The sequence below is a fragment of the Brucella sp. RRSP16 genome (assembly GCF_052246815.1).
GTDB classification, from domain to species: Bacteria; Pseudomonadota; Alphaproteobacteria; order Rhizobiales; family Rhizobiaceae; genus Brucella; species Brucella intermedia.
In genome coordinates, this window is sequence record NZ_JBQQAM010000002.1 from 499,949 (window position 1) to 513,081 (window position 13,133).

Genomic DNA, 13,133 nt, shown 5'->3' on the forward strand with positions numbered 1-13,133 from the left:
AATGCGGGCTATGGCGCGCGGCTCAGCCCTGCCGCTTCCACATAGGTGCGGTTGCGACCGTCCTTCTTGGCGGCATAGAGGACCTTGTCGGCCTTGTCGACCGCCTGCCACAGATCGCCCTGCTCCTGCAGGCGGACGCAGCCGATGCTGCATGTGACGCTGGTTTCATCCGACAGGCGCTGGAAACGATGGGTTTCGATGTTCCGGCGCACGCCCTCCATGAGTTCCAGGACGTTATCGGCCTGCATATCATGAAGGCAGATGACGAATTCCTCGCCGCCGGTGCGGGCAATCAATGACCGCTCGCCGAGGAGCTTGCGCAGGATTCCGGCAAATTCCTGCAGCACGGCGTCGCCGGCCGCATGGCCGTAGTCGTCGTTCAGAGCCTTGAAATAGTCGATATCGCAGACGGCAACCCAGCCCGATGCGCCCCTCTTCGTATGCGAAAGGGCGTTGTAGCGCATTTCCAGCCCACGCCGGTTGAGAAGGCCCGTCAGGGGATCGCTGTCACGTTCATGGGAAAGCTCGCCGATCCGGTCATGTCCAGCCGCCGCCAGCAAGGCGAAGCCGGTGAGAACCGCGGCGATGGCCGTGGAAAACACCGTCCATTGCCAGAAGACCGTCGCCGCGAAATTCTCACCGTCGACTTCGCCGAGCAGGGAACGGGCGGTCAGGAGCGTGCGCGGCACCAGTTGCAGCGCCACCAGAACGAGCATGACCAGCAGAAGCTTGTCCACCAGCGGCCCCTTGAACAGGCGCCGCGCCCGCCAGGCGAAGGAAAGAATCAGCGTCGCCATGCCGAGATTGAGCACATAGACCCGTGCCAGAAGATTGGACTCGACATAGCAGAAATACCAGACGCCGCCGACAATGAGCGCGAAGCTCAATATGTAGAAGGCGGAGGTCAGGCGCAGCCCGCTGCGCTGCAGAATGCCATAGCCGCCGACCAGCGTGCCGCCCACATAGAATGCGGCCGAAAGCACCGTGTTCAACCGGTCGTCGGCGGGAAAATTGCCAAGCTGCACCAGCATGGCAAGGCCGATCAGCAGGAAACATACCCCGCAGGACACAAGAAAACGACGCCCGCGATCCGACAGCCAGGCCGTGAAAAAGGCGAGTGAGAATAATAGAAGGACGGCGGGGAGTACGAACTTCATATAAACCGGATGTGCAATTTGCAGTTTCAATAAGAATCCTTATTGCGTCCTCTCATCAAAATTACAATTCAGTAAATTAACACGTTTTGTGAACCGACATGCATCGAGCCGCCAGCCCGGACGCCTTGCCCCGCCGTGCTTTCGCTCTTGATTTCATCGGGCCGTCCGTGTTTGTAACCTGCAAACAGTGCTGCCATATGCGCTATCATGCGCATCAAGCAGTCCCGTCGCGAAAGGTAGAGACATGAAGCCCGTTTTCCTGCAACTGCAGTGCACGCCCGGCAAGACCTACGAAGTTGCCGATACGCTCTTTCAGCGCGAAATCGTCTCCGAGCTTTATTCCACCAGCGGCGAATTCGACCTTCTGGCCAAGATTTACATTGCCGAGGATCAGGATATCGGCAAGTTCATCGCCAGCAATGTTCTCGACATTCCCAATATCGTGCGCTCGCTGACGACATTGACCTTCACCGCCTTCTGACGCTCCTGAAAGCTGCCAGCGGGCGGCAGATGCAGCCGGGGAAACCGGTAAAGGTTTGATTCACCATTAACGAATTATCATGCCGGCGAAAGGAACCTCTGCTTGCGCTCGCGCATTTGTTGCGTGATGGGCTTACCTCGAAAAGGGAGGCAGCGAGACAAGTGATGAACGATCTTGGACATCGGCGGGTGCTGGTGGTGGAAGACGAGGTTTTCGTCGCCCTTGACGTTGCCGCGACTGTCGAGGACGCGAACGGAACCGTTCTCGGCCCGGTCGGCACCGTGCGGCAGGCGATAGATATCATCAACCGCAATGAAATCGACGCTGCCATTCTGGACGTGAATCTCGCCGATGGCGATGTGGAAGCCGTGCTTGACCGGCTGAAAAGCCGCGATGTCTTCGTGGTCATCCATACCGGCGGCGGGCTGCCCGCGCGCCTGGCGGACCGCTATCCGGAAGTGCCGGTTTTCCAGAAGCCCATCCCGCCATCCGTGCTGACACGCACGCTCGCCTCCGCTCTTGCCTCTCACATGGCCTGACGAGGCAGGATGCAGCTGACATTTCCCGATTTCGCAACCGTGCTGAAGGAAGTCGAGGCTGATCAAGGCCCTGCGGAGGACATTCGCGGCCCGCAATTCGGATTTGCCTCCGCCGTTTTTTCCGCCAGCCTGTCCGACCTGCCGGCCTCCCCTCGCCAGCCGGACGATCTGGAAAGCCTGTTCGACATTGGAAGCCCGCCGGAAGCGGCGCCCGATCCGGAGCACGAACGGCAGGAGATTGCCGCGCGTATGCAAAGCCAGTCGGCGGACGCCATCCGCCGCGAGCTTGACCTTCAGCCGGGCCTGAAACGCGCCGAACTGCAGCGCCGCCGCCGCAGCTTTGCCGCGAGGAACCACCCCGACCGCCTGCCGGAAGAATTTCGCCCTGCCGCCGAACAGCGGATGAAAACCGCGAATGCCCTGCTGGACAAGGCCATGGCCGAGGCCTTGCGCTGACGCGCCAGCGCATTGCCAGTTTGAATTGAACCATTGGAAATGCTCTACTTCGTGATTGCAGGCTTTATCCTGCGCCAAACCGGTTCGCACTTTCGCTGGAAATGCTTAAAGCAACTTCCTTACGTTTGGCGCTCAAAATCTTTTGCCTTATAACAATAACGTGCTAGATTGCCTTGTCTGTGCCTGCGAAAGCTGTCGCACGCCGGAACCCTTTCCGTTGTCCGCAAGCCCGCAAACGGTCCCGCTGCTCCCCCGCACACCGGGGCAAAATGGGCGATATGGGGCAATTTGCGCTTTGCTCGGCGGGAGCGGTTCTGTCATATCGACGTTACACATTGGAATAGTTCCTAAAAGGTTTGAAAATGCCTCCTTATCGTTCGCGTACAACCACCCACGGTCGCAACATGGCCGGCGCGCGCGGCCTATGGCGCGCCACCGGCATGAAGGATGAGGATTTCGGCAAGCCGATTATTGCCGTGGTGAACTCGTTCACCCAGTTCGTGCCCGGCCACGTGCACCTGAAGGACCTCGGCCAGCTCGTCGCGCGCGAAATCGAAAGCGCTGGCGGCGTCGCCAAGGAATTCAACACCATCGCTGTCGATGACGGCATCGCCATGGGCCATGACGGCATGCTCTATTCGCTGCCCTCGCGCGAACTCATCGCCGACTCGGTCGAATATATGGTCAATGCGCACTGCGCCGATGCGATGGTCTGCATTTCCAACTGTGACAAGATCACCCCCGGCATGCTGATGGCAGCCCTTCGCCTCAATATCCCGGTCGTGTTCGTTTCCGGCGGACCGATGGAAGCAGGCAAGGTCGTCTGGGACGATCAGGTCAAGAAGCTCGACCTCGTCGATGCAATGGTTGCCGCTGCCGACGATCATTATACCGACGAGCAGGTCAAGACGATTGAACGTTCCGCCTGCCCGACCTGCGGTTCGTGCTCGGGCATGTTCACCGCGAACTCGATGAACTGCCTTACCGAAGCGCTCGGCCTGTCGCTACCGGGCAACGGCTCGACGCTCGCAACCCATGCCGACCGCAAGCGCCTCTTCGTGGAAGCCGGCCATCTCATTGTCGACCTCGCCCGCCGTTATTACGAACAGAACGACGAAAGCGTGCTGCCGCGCTCGATTGCGAGCTTCCCGGCCTTTGAAAACGCCATGACGCTCGACATCGCCATGGGCGGCTCGACCAATACGGTCCTGCATCTGCTTGCCGCCGCGCAGGAAGCCGAAATCGACTTCACCATGGCCGACATCGACCGCCTGTCGCGCCGCGTGCCGGTGCTCTGCAAGGTCGCGCCAGCCAACAACACGGTTCACATGGAAGATGTGCACCGCGCAGGCGGCATCATGGGCATTCTCGGCCAGCTCGACAAGGCAGGCCTGATCAATACCGATCTGCCGACCGTGCACAGCGAAACGGTTGGCAAGGCGCTCGATCATTGGGACGTGACGCGCACCAACAGCGAAATGGTGCACAAGTTCTATTCGGCGGCCCCCGGCGGCGTGCCGACGCAGGTTGCCTTCTCTCAGGAGCGCCGTTTCGACAGCGTCGATACAGACCGTGAAAAGGGCGTCATCCGCTCCAAGGAACATGCTTTCAGTCAGGATGGCGGTCTGGCCGTGCTTTACGGCAATCTGGCCGAAGACGGCTGCATCGTGAAGACGGCAGGCGTGGATGATTCCATCCTGAAATTCTCCGGCCCTGCCCGCATCTTTGAAAGCCAGGATTCGGCAGTGCTCGGCATTCTGAACGGCAAGATCAAGCCGGGCGACATTGTGCTGATCCGCTATGAAGGCCCGCGCGGCGGCCCCGGCATGCAGGAAATGCTCTACCCGACCAGCTATCTGAAGTCGAAGGGCCTCGGCAAGGCCTGCGCGCTGATCACCGACGGACGCTTCTCGGGCGGCTCTTCGGGTCTCTCGATCGGTCACGTCTCGCCGGAAGCAGCCGAAGGCGGCACGATCGGCCTGGTGCGCGAAGGCGACATCATTGATATCGACATTCCAAACCGCAAGATTCATCTGGCTGTGGACGATGCGACGCTTAGCCAGCGCCGCGCCGAGCAGGATGCAGCAGGCTGGAAGCCAGCAGAGGAACGCAAGCGCAAGGTCTCGACCGCGCTGAAGGCTTACGCCGCCATGGCAACCAGTGCCGCCAAGGGCGCGGTGCGGAAACTGCCGGATTGATTGATAATGAAGAAAAGCAAAAGCCCCGCACATGCGGGGCTTTTTCATTTTTGCGTCGTCGTGAACCTGTTGCGTCTACCCTCATCCTGAGGAGGGCCCTGAGCCTGCGAAGGGAACCGTCTCGAAGGACGAGGGTGACGCGCTGTGCATTTTCCCTCAACCCTTCGATCCTTCGACAAGCTCAGGGTGATGCGCTGTTTTCAACAGCTCCTCAGGATGAGGGAAAATAGCGGCGTATCAACATCCGTATTCCACCCAAAGTCATCACATTTTAGAGGCGGCTTTATTTCCGAAGCGTCTTCTCCACAGCGGGCATCAGATCGTTCTTCACCGACTCCGGCGTAAACGGCCCGACATGCTTGTAGACGATCTTACCTGTCTCATCGACGAGGAAGGTTTCCGGCACGCCGTAGACGCCCCATTCGATGGCTGAACGCCCAGTGCGGTCGGCGCCGACGGCAGCAAACGGATTGCCGAGATCGCCGAGGAAGCGGCGCGCATTTTCCGGCTGGTCCTTGTAATTGAGGCCCACCACGCGGATGCGCTCGTCCATGCAGCCGGAGGGCGGCGCAAGCCGCTTTTTCCTTGCAACTATAAGCAATTCTCACGCTATACCTTCAATCGAAGAATCACTCGATGCTACGGGGGTATATTTAGTGGTGCGAGAAAATTTTAAAGCCAACAAGGCGCTTTTGTGCGCGGTAATCTTTATGCCTTTTATATTGGGTGCTGTATCGTTTTATCTGGAGAGCATACTCGGTATGGGCGGAACGTTTAAGGAACTAACCGTCGCCGCTTCCGGCATTATACTTCTCATAGCATCGCTTCAGGCACTTAATTCCGATGCGCTGATCAACGGCCATTCGCTTCCTTCTCGTGGGTTAATGTTCGTCGGCGTTATACTGCTTCCCCTTGCGCAACTGGTTTATCTACTGCGTACCCGCAAACCGTTGCGCGCGATCTGGCTGCTGGTCCTCTTCTGGATAACAATTCTTCTGTCGCTCATCGCGGGAGCAATCGCCTGTTTGATCGTCGTCCTGATCATTAATCAATTTTGACACCTGAATACTCAAATCAAGTGCCGTAATATCCCTATTATCGGCTGCCAAGCACGCCAGTCACCGCAGGCATCAGATCGTTCTTTACCGACTCCGGCGTGAACGGCCCGACATGCTTGTAGACGATCTTGCCGTTCTGATCGACGAGGAAAGTTTCCGGCACGCCGTAGACGCCCCATTCGATGGCTGAACGCCCGGCGCGGTCGGCGCCGACGGCGGCAAACGGATTGCCGAGATCGCCGAGGAAACGGCGCGCATTTTCCGGCTGGTCCTTGTAATTGAGGCCCACCACGCGGATGCGCTCGTCCTTGGCAATTTCCATCAATAACGGGTGTTCCTGACGGCAGGGAACGCACCACGATCCCCATACGTTCACCAGCGTCAGCTTGCCGCCCGGACCCGTTTTGAAATCTTCGCTGTTGAGCCCCGGAACAGGTGCGCCATCGCGCACCAGACCCTCGACAGGCGGCAGGTTCGTCTGCGGGGCCTGCTTGCCGATGAGCGCGGAAGGTATCGTCGTATTGTCCTTGCCCGACAGAAGCTGGACCGCGAACACAGCCGCCAGTGCGACGAAAATCGCCAGCGGCAGCAGGGCAACCCAGGTGGAGCGCTTTTTCGGCGCAGCGGGCTTTTCGGTCGTTTCGGTCATTGTGCCTTACCGGGGACTTTCGCGGAACGGCGGCGCACGCCCTGCACTTCCAGCCGCTTCAACTCGTTTTTCTGGATACGCTGGTTGATCAATATCCAGCCGATGGTGACGACAAGTGCCGCGACCGTGATGCCATATGAGGCGAGAACAAAGCCGAGGTGATTCATACCGTGTCCTCCTGTGCCTTGCGGTTGCGGTCGGTTCCTCGGTCGGCATTGCGTGCGGCAAGCTTCTTCATCGACGCGACGCGGCGGCGCCAGATTTCATTGCGCATGGCCATCATGTGCAGCGTGAAAAACAGAAGCGAAAAGCCGATCGCCATCACGAAAAGGGGGCGCAGCATGGATGCGTCGATGGTCGGGCCGTCCATGCGGAACACCGAGGCTGGCTGATGCAGCGTGTTCCACCAGTCGACCGAGAATTTGATGATCGGGATGTTGATGAAGCCGACCAGCGTGAGCACAGCCACCGGCTTGGCGCTCTTCGCCGGATCGTCCATGGCACGCGACAGCGCGATGATGCCGAGATACATCAGGAACAGCACGAAGACCGATGTCAGCCGCGCATCCCACACCCACCATGTGCCCCACATCGGCTTGCCCCAGAGCGAGCCGGTGGCAAGCGCAAGCGCGGTGAAGACAGCGCCGAGCGGCGCGGCGGCGCGGATCGACACATCGGCCAGCGGATGCCGCCAGACCAGCGTGCCCAGCGCCGAGACCGCCATGATCGAGTAGCACATCATGGAAAGCCATGCGAAAGGCACATGGATATACATGATGCGGACCGTCATGCCCTGCTGGTAGTCCTCAGGCGACAGGAAGAAGACCATGTAGAGGCCAGCCGCCAGAAGCAGCGCCGAAAGCCCGGCCAGCCATGGCAATACCTTGCCTGCAAAGGCAAGGAACCGCGTGGGATTGGCCAGATCGAGCCGGCTCGTGGTTTTAACGGCGTCTTTGGTCATGTCTTTTTCCATGGCCTATGTTTACCTTCCGCCCCCGTGCCGTTCAATTGACCGAAATCAACTGCGTCAATCGGTCGAACATGATCGTTTCCGAAAACGGGTGCCCACTTTTCGGGATCATGTTCAATCCGCCGAACTTTTCAGGGCCGCGCTCGCGGCCAGAGGCCCGAGGACGGCAAAGAACAGGGTAAGTGCAGCAAGAATGAGGAATGGCGCCAGAAAGGGCGCATTGTCTACCGTCGCCCCGTGCGAAGCTGATACACCGAAAATGAGCACCGGAATGGTGAGCGGCAGAACGATCACCGACACCAGCAGCCCGCCGCGCGGCAGCGCCACGGCAAGGGCCGCGCCAACCGCACCGATGAAGGCGATGGCGGGGGTGCCCACCAGAAGCGTCAGCGATGTCGCGCCGATTGCCGATGCATCCATGTTCATGAACAGGCCCAGCATCGGCGATGCGATCACCAACGGCAGCACGCTTGCCACCCAATGCGCCACGCATTTCACGAAAACCGTGAAGGGTAGCATGTGGCTGTCCGCGCCGATCAGCAGCAGGTCGAGCGAACCGTCCTCCCGGTCGGCCTGAAACAGCCGGTCGAGGCCCAGAAGCGTTGCCAGCAGCGCGCCGATCCACAGCATGGCCGGGCCGATGCGCGCCAGAAGGTTGAGGTCGGGTCCGACGCCGAAAGGCATGACGGCGATGACCGCGAGGAAGAACAATATGCCGATCAGCGCGCCGCCACCGGCGCGGAAACTGAGGCGCAGGTCTCTCAGGAAAAGCGCCAGCATCAGGCAGCCTCGAGCGAACAGGCGGCCATGTCGAGCGTGCGGACACCTTCAAGGCCAAGGGGAATATGCGTTGCGGCGACGATCATGCCGCCCTCCCGCATATGCCCGCGCATGATTTCCGCAAAGCGGGCTTCCGACGCCTTGTCGAGACCGGCGGTCGGCTCGTCGACGATCCAGAGCGGACGATGGCTAACCAGAAGCTTGGCAATGGAGACACGGCGTTTCTGCCCCGTCGACAGATAGCCGAACGGCAGATGCTCGACGCCGGGCAGGTCGACCGCCTCCAGCGCCTCATCGATCTCAGATTGCGGGGCGCCGTTGAACTTCTGCCAGAAGGACAGGTTCTCGCGTACGCTGAGCGCCGGTTTCATCGCATTCTGGTGTCCGAGATAGTGGCAGGCGGCTCGCACCGGCAAAACGGTTCCATCTTCGCGAAGCTCAACCTTGCCCGCTTGCGGCGCGAGCAGGCCGCAGATGATTCGCAAAAGCGTGGACTTGCCGGAGCCGTTCGGACCGGTCACCACCAGCGCCTCGCCGTCACCGAGCGCAAAAGACAGGCCAGCGAAAATCGTTTCGCCACCCCTTTCGCCCGCCAGATTGTCGGCTTCCAGCCGCATTTTATACCCTCTAAGCCCCGATGGATAATTGCCAGACCATTAGAACCGGAACCCCGGAAGATCCATGGAAAGGCATCGCAACATTTCGCCGCAAGGGGCCGAATTCACGATATTCTGTCTGGAATCGTTTTAGAAAACTCTCTATATGAGGGCTACCACGCCAGCGGTCGGCGTGGAAACCATTTTTGGCCGATCTCAACCTGTTGCCCGTAAGGATGCAGGCTTCGGGACGGACAGCGGAAATGACTGCACCCGCACCTTGGCGCGTCCTTGAAACGCTAGCCTAGGCGTTCGTCCTGGTTTTCCGGCCAGCAGCATAAGGACGAACGCAGTGTCGCACATCGACAGCTTTAAATGCCGCAAAACCCTTACCGTAGGCGGTAAGGATTATGTTTATTACAGCCTGACCGAAGCCGAAAAGAACGGCCTCGAAGGCGTTTCCAAGCTTCCATTCTCCATGAAGGTTCTGCTTGAGAACCTGCTCCGCTTCGAGGACGACCGCTCCGTCAAGAAGTCGGACATCGAAGCTGTTGCCAAATGGCTGAACGACCGTGGTTCCGCGGGCGCGGAAATCGCCTATCGTCCGGCGCGCGTTCTCATGCAGGACTTCACCGGCGTTCCTGCCGTCGTCGACCTTGCAGCAATGCGCGACGGCATCAAGGCGCTCGGCGGCGATCCTGAAAAGATCAACCCGCTCGTTCCCGTCGATCTCGTCATCGATCACTCGGTCATCGTCGATGAATTCGGCAATCCAAGCGCGTTCAAGGCCAATGTGGACCTCGAATACCAGCGCAATGGCGAACGCTACCGCTTCCTCAAGTGGGGCCAGCAGGCATTCCAGAACTTCCGCGTCGTTCCTCCGGGCACGGGCATCTGCCATCAGGTGAACCTCGAATATCTGGCGCAGGCCGTCTGGACCAAGGAAGAAGACGGCGAGACCGTCGCTTACCCCGACACCTGCGTCGGCACCGACAGCCACACCACCATGGTCAACGGCCTTGGCGTTCTGGGCTGGGGCGTGGGCGGCATCGAAGCTGAAGCGGCCATGCTCGGCCAGCCGGTTTCCATGCTCCTGCCGGAAGTCGTCGGCTTCCGCCTGACCGGCAAGATCAAGGAAGGCGTGACCGCGACCGACCTCGTGCTCACCGTCACGCAGATGCTGCGCAAGAAGGGCGTTGTCGGCAAGTTCGTCGAATTCTTCGGCGAAGGCCTCGAAAACATGACGCTGGCCGACCGCGCAACAATCGCCAATATGGGTCCGGAATATGGCGCGACCTGCGGCTTCTTCCCGGTTGACCGCGAAACGCTCAACTACATGAACACCACCGGCCGCGACGAGCATCGCATCGAACTGGTCGAAGCCTACTGCCGCGCGCAGGGCATGTGGCGCGACAAGGGTGCAGCCGATCCGGTCTTCACCGACATTCTCGAACTCGACATGGGCGACGTCGTTCCGTCGATGGCTGGCCCGAAGCGTCCGGAAGGCCGCATCCCGCTGGAAAACATCGGTTCCGGTTTCGCGACCTCGCTCGAAAACGAGTACAAGAAGACCACCGGCCAGACCACGCGCTATGCCGTTGAAGGCGAAGACTACGACCTCGGCCATGGCGATGTCGTGATTGCCGCCATCACGTCCTGCACCAACACCTCGAACCCGAGCGTGCTGATCGCCGCCGGCCTTCTGGCCCGCAATGCGGTCGCCAAGGGCCTGAAGACCAAGCCATGGGTCAAGACCTCGCTTGCGCCCGGTTCGCAGGTTGTCGCCGCCTATCTCGAATCCGCTGGTCTCCAGAAGGATCTCGATGCGCTCGGCTTCAACCTCGTCGGCTTCGGCTGCACGACCTGCATCGGCAATTCCGGTCCGCTGCCTGCTCCGATCTCCAAGACGATCAACGAAAAGGGCCTCATCGCGGCTGCCGTCCTGTCCGGCAACCGTAACTTCGAAGGCCGCGTCTCGCCGGACGTGCAGGCAAACTACCTTGCTTCGCCGCCGCTCGTTGTCGCCCACGCTCTTGCCGGTACGGTCACCAAGGACCTGACCAAGGAGCCGCTTGGAGAAGACCAGAACGGCAACCCGGTATATCTCCGCGACATCTGGCCTTCCTCGCAGGAAATCCAGGAATTCATCGCCAAGAACGTCACCCGCAAGATTTTCTCGGAAAAATACGCGGACGTGTTCAAGGGCGACGAAAACTGGCAGGCCGTTCAGGTGCCCGCTGGCCAGACCTATGCATGGGACGACAACTCGACCTATGTGCAGAACCCGCCTTACTTCGTCGGCATGGGCAAGTCGGCCGGCACGATCGGCGACGTCAAGGGCGCCCGCATTCTGGGCCTCTTCGGCGACAAGATCACGACCGACCACATTTCGCCTGCCGGTTCCATCAAGGCGCAGTCGCCTGCCGGCAAGTATCTGCTGGACCATGGCGTCGGCGTTGCCGACTTCAACCAGTACGGTACGCGTCGCGGCAACCATGAAGTGATGATGCGCGGCACTTTCGCAAACATCCGTATCCGCAACCACATGCTGGGCGAAAACGGACGCGAAGGCGGCTACACCATCCACTATCCGTCGAAGGAAGAAACCTCGATCTATGATGCTGCCATGCAGTACAAGGCCGAGGGCGTTCCGCTCGTCGTCTTCGCAGGCGTCGAATACGGCAACGGCTCCTCGCGTGACTGGGCTGCCAAGGGCACCAACCTGCTCGGCGTCAAGGCCGTGATCGCGCAGTCCTTCGAGCGTATCCACCGCTCCAACCTCGTGGGCATGGGCATTGTGCCTTTCGTCTTCGAGGAAGGCACAAGCTGGCAGACGCTTGGCCTCAAGGGTGATGAAATCGTCACCATCGAAGGTCTGGCCGATGTGCGCCCGCGCCAGAAGGTCGAAGCCTCTATCACCTATGCCGACGGCACGGTGAAGAAGGTTCCGCTCATCTGCCGCATCGATACGCTGGACGAGCTGGACTACATGAAGAACGGCGGCATTCTGCAGACCGTTCTGCGTGACCTGGCTGCCTGATCCACACGCTCCTGAAATTCAGAAGCCGCCGGAGAAATCCGGCGGCTTCTTTATTTTGGACTGAACCCGTCCCCGCACAATCTGTTGGGAGCCAATTTTGAGAGGAGATTCGCAACCCTTACGAATCTCACCGCAACGTGAATTCCTATTGATCGCAAGGCTTCTTACATAATAGATGTCAGCGACAATTATTGCAGGATGAAACGAAGTGATACTCCACGCCCCCTTCTACGGGACAGGTCCATGGCTTACAGGCGAGCATCTGCCCGGCTGGCGTAGCATCTGTGCCGTTCTGGGGCTGGCGGTTACCGGCTGCATCTCCATGCAGGGCCCGGCGCGGGCGCAGGACAGCGACAAGAAGACGACCGTTCTGGAGCTTTACACCAGCCAGGGCTGCAAATCCTGCCCGCAGGCCGACCGCAACCTCGCCAGATATGCCGATGATCCCAATGTTCTGGCGCTGTCGTTTCACGTCAATTACTGGGATTACATGGGCTGGCGCGACACGCTTGCCAATCAGGAAAACACCGACCGGCAGAATGCCTATCGCAATTCCTTCAATGCGCGCATGATCTATACGCCGCAAGCCGTCATCAACGGTACTGCCGAAGTGAATGGCCGCGACAGCGAAGCCATCAAGACGCAGATCGCGGCAAACAAGCTGGACGTGCCGGTTTCGATCAAGCAGCTCGATGACGGGCGCCTGTCCATCGATATCGGCGCAGGCAAAAAGCCCGACGCGCCTGTGCACGTGGTCCTGTTCTATTTCCGCGATTCGGTGACGATCCCGATCACGGAGGGCGAAAATGCCGGGGAATCCATCACCTATCGCAATACGGTCAGCGATACCGATACGATCGGCATGTGGGACGGCAAGCCGTTGAAGATCGAGATTCCGGCGTCAGAACTGAAACGCAAGGACGTGTCGGGTTGCGCCGTGGTGTTGCAGGAGACCCGCAACGACAATTCGCTCGGCGCCATACATGGCGCAGCCATGTTCAAGCAGTCGAGGCCCGTGGGCCTTTAGAGCGGTTCCTGTTCTAACAGAATCGCCGGAACCGTTCTAACTATTGTTTTATCGCATTATCCAACGCATCGAAGCGGGATAAGAAATCAGTCCAGTGAACTGATTTCCCCGCGTAGACGTTTCACACTTTTGCTGGAAATGCTCTAGTCCCGCAGCAATTCGTTGATCGAGGTCTTGGAGCG

General features: G+C 59.6%; 13 protein-coding genes and 1 pseudogene. 7 read left to right on the forward strand and 7 right to left on the reverse strand.

Features of this window, described 5'->3' with window-relative positions; genetic code table 11:
* Positions 1 to 8: 8 nt before the first annotated feature.
* Complete coding sequence (locus ACS5UA_RS05495; protein WP_262074598.1) at positions 9 to 1,157, reverse strand: GGDEF domain-containing protein; 1,149 nt, start codon at positions 1,155 to 1,157, stop codon at positions 9 to 11.
* Between the two features lie 244 nt (positions 1,158 to 1,401).
* Between ACS5UA_RS05495 and ACS5UA_RS05500 the strand changes: the two genes are divergently transcribed.
* The 4 genes from ACS5UA_RS05500 (at position 1,402) to ilvD (ending at position 4,831) form a co-directional block, all read left to right on the forward strand.
* Positions 1,402 to 1,638 carry an Lrp/AsnC ligand binding domain-containing protein gene (locus ACS5UA_RS05500; protein WP_006472935.1) on the forward strand — a complete coding sequence of 79 codons (237 nt, stop codon included), beginning with the start codon at positions 1,402 to 1,404 and terminating at the stop codon, positions 1,636 to 1,638.
* A gap of 164 nt (positions 1,639 to 1,802) precedes the next feature.
* On the forward strand, positions 1,803 to 2,177 hold the full coding sequence (locus ACS5UA_RS05505) for a response regulator (RefSeq protein ID WP_021586420.1): 375 nt from the start codon (positions 1,803 to 1,805) through the stop codon (positions 2,175 to 2,177).
* A 9-nt stretch (positions 2,178 to 2,186) separates the two neighbouring features.
* The gene (locus tag ACS5UA_RS05510) at positions 2,187 to 2,633 is read left to right on the forward strand and encodes a hypothetical protein (protein WP_262074595.1); all 447 of its coding nucleotides are present in this window, start codon (positions 2,187 to 2,189) and stop codon (positions 2,631 to 2,633) included.
* A gap of 362 nt (positions 2,634 to 2,995) precedes the next feature.
* A complete protein-coding gene (ilvD, locus tag ACS5UA_RS05515; protein ID WP_100647822.1) occupies positions 2,996 to 4,831 on the forward strand; it encodes a dihydroxy-acid dehydratase in 1,836 nt (611 codons plus the stop codon).
* Between the two features lie 283 nt (positions 4,832 to 5,114).
* Here ilvD and ACS5UA_RS05520 read toward each other — a convergent pair.
* Positions 5,115 to 5,381 (reverse strand): annotated as a pseudogene (locus ACS5UA_RS05520) (redoxin family protein); the annotation flags it as partial.
* 1 nt (position 5,382) lies between these two features.
* Here ACS5UA_RS05520 and ACS5UA_RS05525 point away from each other — a divergent pair.
* The gene (locus tag ACS5UA_RS05525) at positions 5,383 to 5,889 is read left to right on the forward strand and encodes a hypothetical protein (protein ID WP_151684513.1); all 507 of its coding nucleotides are present in this window, start codon (positions 5,383 to 5,385) and stop codon (positions 5,887 to 5,889) included.
* Between the two features lie 37 nt (positions 5,890 to 5,926).
* Here ACS5UA_RS05525 and ACS5UA_RS05530 read toward each other — a convergent pair whose 3' ends face one another.
* The 5 genes from ACS5UA_RS05530 to ccmA all read right to left on the reverse strand — a co-directional run bounded on the left by ACS5UA_RS05530 (position 5,927) and on the right by ccmA (position 8,905).
* Complete coding sequence (locus ACS5UA_RS05530) at positions 5,927 to 6,538, reverse strand: DsbE family thiol:disulfide interchange protein (protein WP_262074591.1); 612 nt, start codon at positions 6,536 to 6,538, stop codon at positions 5,927 to 5,929.
* Entirely contained in the window at positions 6,535 to 6,705 is a 171-nt protein-coding gene (gene ccmD, locus ACS5UA_RS05535) for a heme exporter protein CcmD (protein WP_247353191.1), read from the reverse strand. The genes ACS5UA_RS05530 and ccmD overlap by 4 nt, the downstream gene beginning before the upstream one ends.
* A complete protein-coding gene (locus tag ACS5UA_RS05540; protein ID WP_262074586.1) occupies positions 6,702 to 7,499 on the reverse strand; it encodes a heme ABC transporter permease in 798 nt (265 codons plus the stop codon). Before ACS5UA_RS05540 ends, ccmD begins: the two co-directional genes overlap by 4 nt.
* 123 nt (positions 7,500 to 7,622) lie before the next feature.
* Entirely contained in the window at positions 7,623 to 8,288 is a 666-nt protein-coding gene (gene ccmB, locus ACS5UA_RS05545; protein WP_006465824.1) for a heme exporter protein CcmB, read from the reverse strand.
* The gene (gene ccmA / locus ACS5UA_RS05550; protein WP_196107428.1) at positions 8,288 to 8,905 is read right to left on the reverse strand and encodes a heme ABC exporter ATP-binding protein CcmA; all 618 of its coding nucleotides are present in this window, start codon (positions 8,903 to 8,905) and stop codon (positions 8,288 to 8,290) included. The genes ccmB and ccmA overlap by 1 nt, the downstream gene beginning before the upstream one ends.
* A gap of 331 nt (positions 8,906 to 9,236) precedes the next feature.
* Between ccmA and acnA the strand changes: the two genes are divergently transcribed.
* Positions 9,237 to 11,924, forward strand: coding sequence for an aconitate hydratase AcnA (gene acnA, locus ACS5UA_RS05555; protein ID WP_262074581.1), 2,688 nt, complete (start codon positions 9,237 to 9,239; stop codon positions 11,922 to 11,924).
* Between the two features lie 292 nt (positions 11,925 to 12,216).
* Complete coding sequence (locus ACS5UA_RS05560; protein WP_025089819.1) at positions 12,217 to 12,951, forward strand: DUF1223 domain-containing protein; 735 nt, start codon at positions 12,217 to 12,219, stop codon at positions 12,949 to 12,951.
* Positions 12,952 to 13,133: the final 182 nt, after the last annotated feature.

What these genes read in the sequence shown, in the direction of transcription:
- ACS5UA_RS05525 (WP_151684513.1), top strand. Translation starts at nt 5,383, where the DNA reads ATGCAGCCGGAGGGCGGCGCAAGCCGCTTTTTCCTTGCAACTATAAGC.
- ACS5UA_RS05530 (WP_262074591.1), bottom strand. Translation starts at nt 6,538, where the DNA reads ATGACCGAAACGACCGAAAAGCCCGCTGCGCCGAAAAAGCGCTCCACC.
- ACS5UA_RS05495 (WP_262074598.1), bottom strand. Translation starts at nt 1,157, where the DNA reads ATGAAGTTCGTACTCCCCGCCGTCCTTCTATTATTCTCACTCGCCTTT.
- ccmB (WP_006465824.1), bottom strand. Translation starts at nt 8,288, where the DNA reads ATGCTGGCGCTTTTCCTGAGAGACCTGCGCCTCAGTTTCCGCGCCGGT.
- ccmA (WP_196107428.1), bottom strand. Translation starts at nt 8,905, where the DNA reads ATGCGGCTGGAAGCCGACAATCTGGCGGGCGAAAGGGGTGGCGAAACG.
- ACS5UA_RS05505 (WP_021586420.1), top strand. Translation starts at nt 1,803, where the DNA reads ATGAACGATCTTGGACATCGGCGGGTGCTGGTGGTGGAAGACGAGGTT.
- ACS5UA_RS05510 (WP_262074595.1), top strand. Translation starts at nt 2,187, where the DNA reads ATGCAGCTGACATTTCCCGATTTCGCAACCGTGCTGAAGGAAGTCGAG.
- ccmD (WP_247353191.1), bottom strand. Translation starts at nt 6,705, where the DNA reads ATGAATCACCTCGGCTTTGTTCTCGCCTCATATGGCATCACGGTCGCG.
- ilvD (WP_100647822.1), top strand. Translation starts at nt 2,996, where the DNA reads ATGCCTCCTTATCGTTCGCGTACAACCACCCACGGTCGCAACATGGCC.
- ACS5UA_RS05540 (WP_262074586.1), bottom strand. Translation starts at nt 7,499, where the DNA reads ATGACCAAAGACGCCGTTAAAACCACGAGCCGGCTCGATCTGGCCAAT.
- ACS5UA_RS05500 (WP_006472935.1), top strand. Translation starts at nt 1,402, where the DNA reads ATGAAGCCCGTTTTCCTGCAACTGCAGTGCACGCCCGGCAAGACCTAC.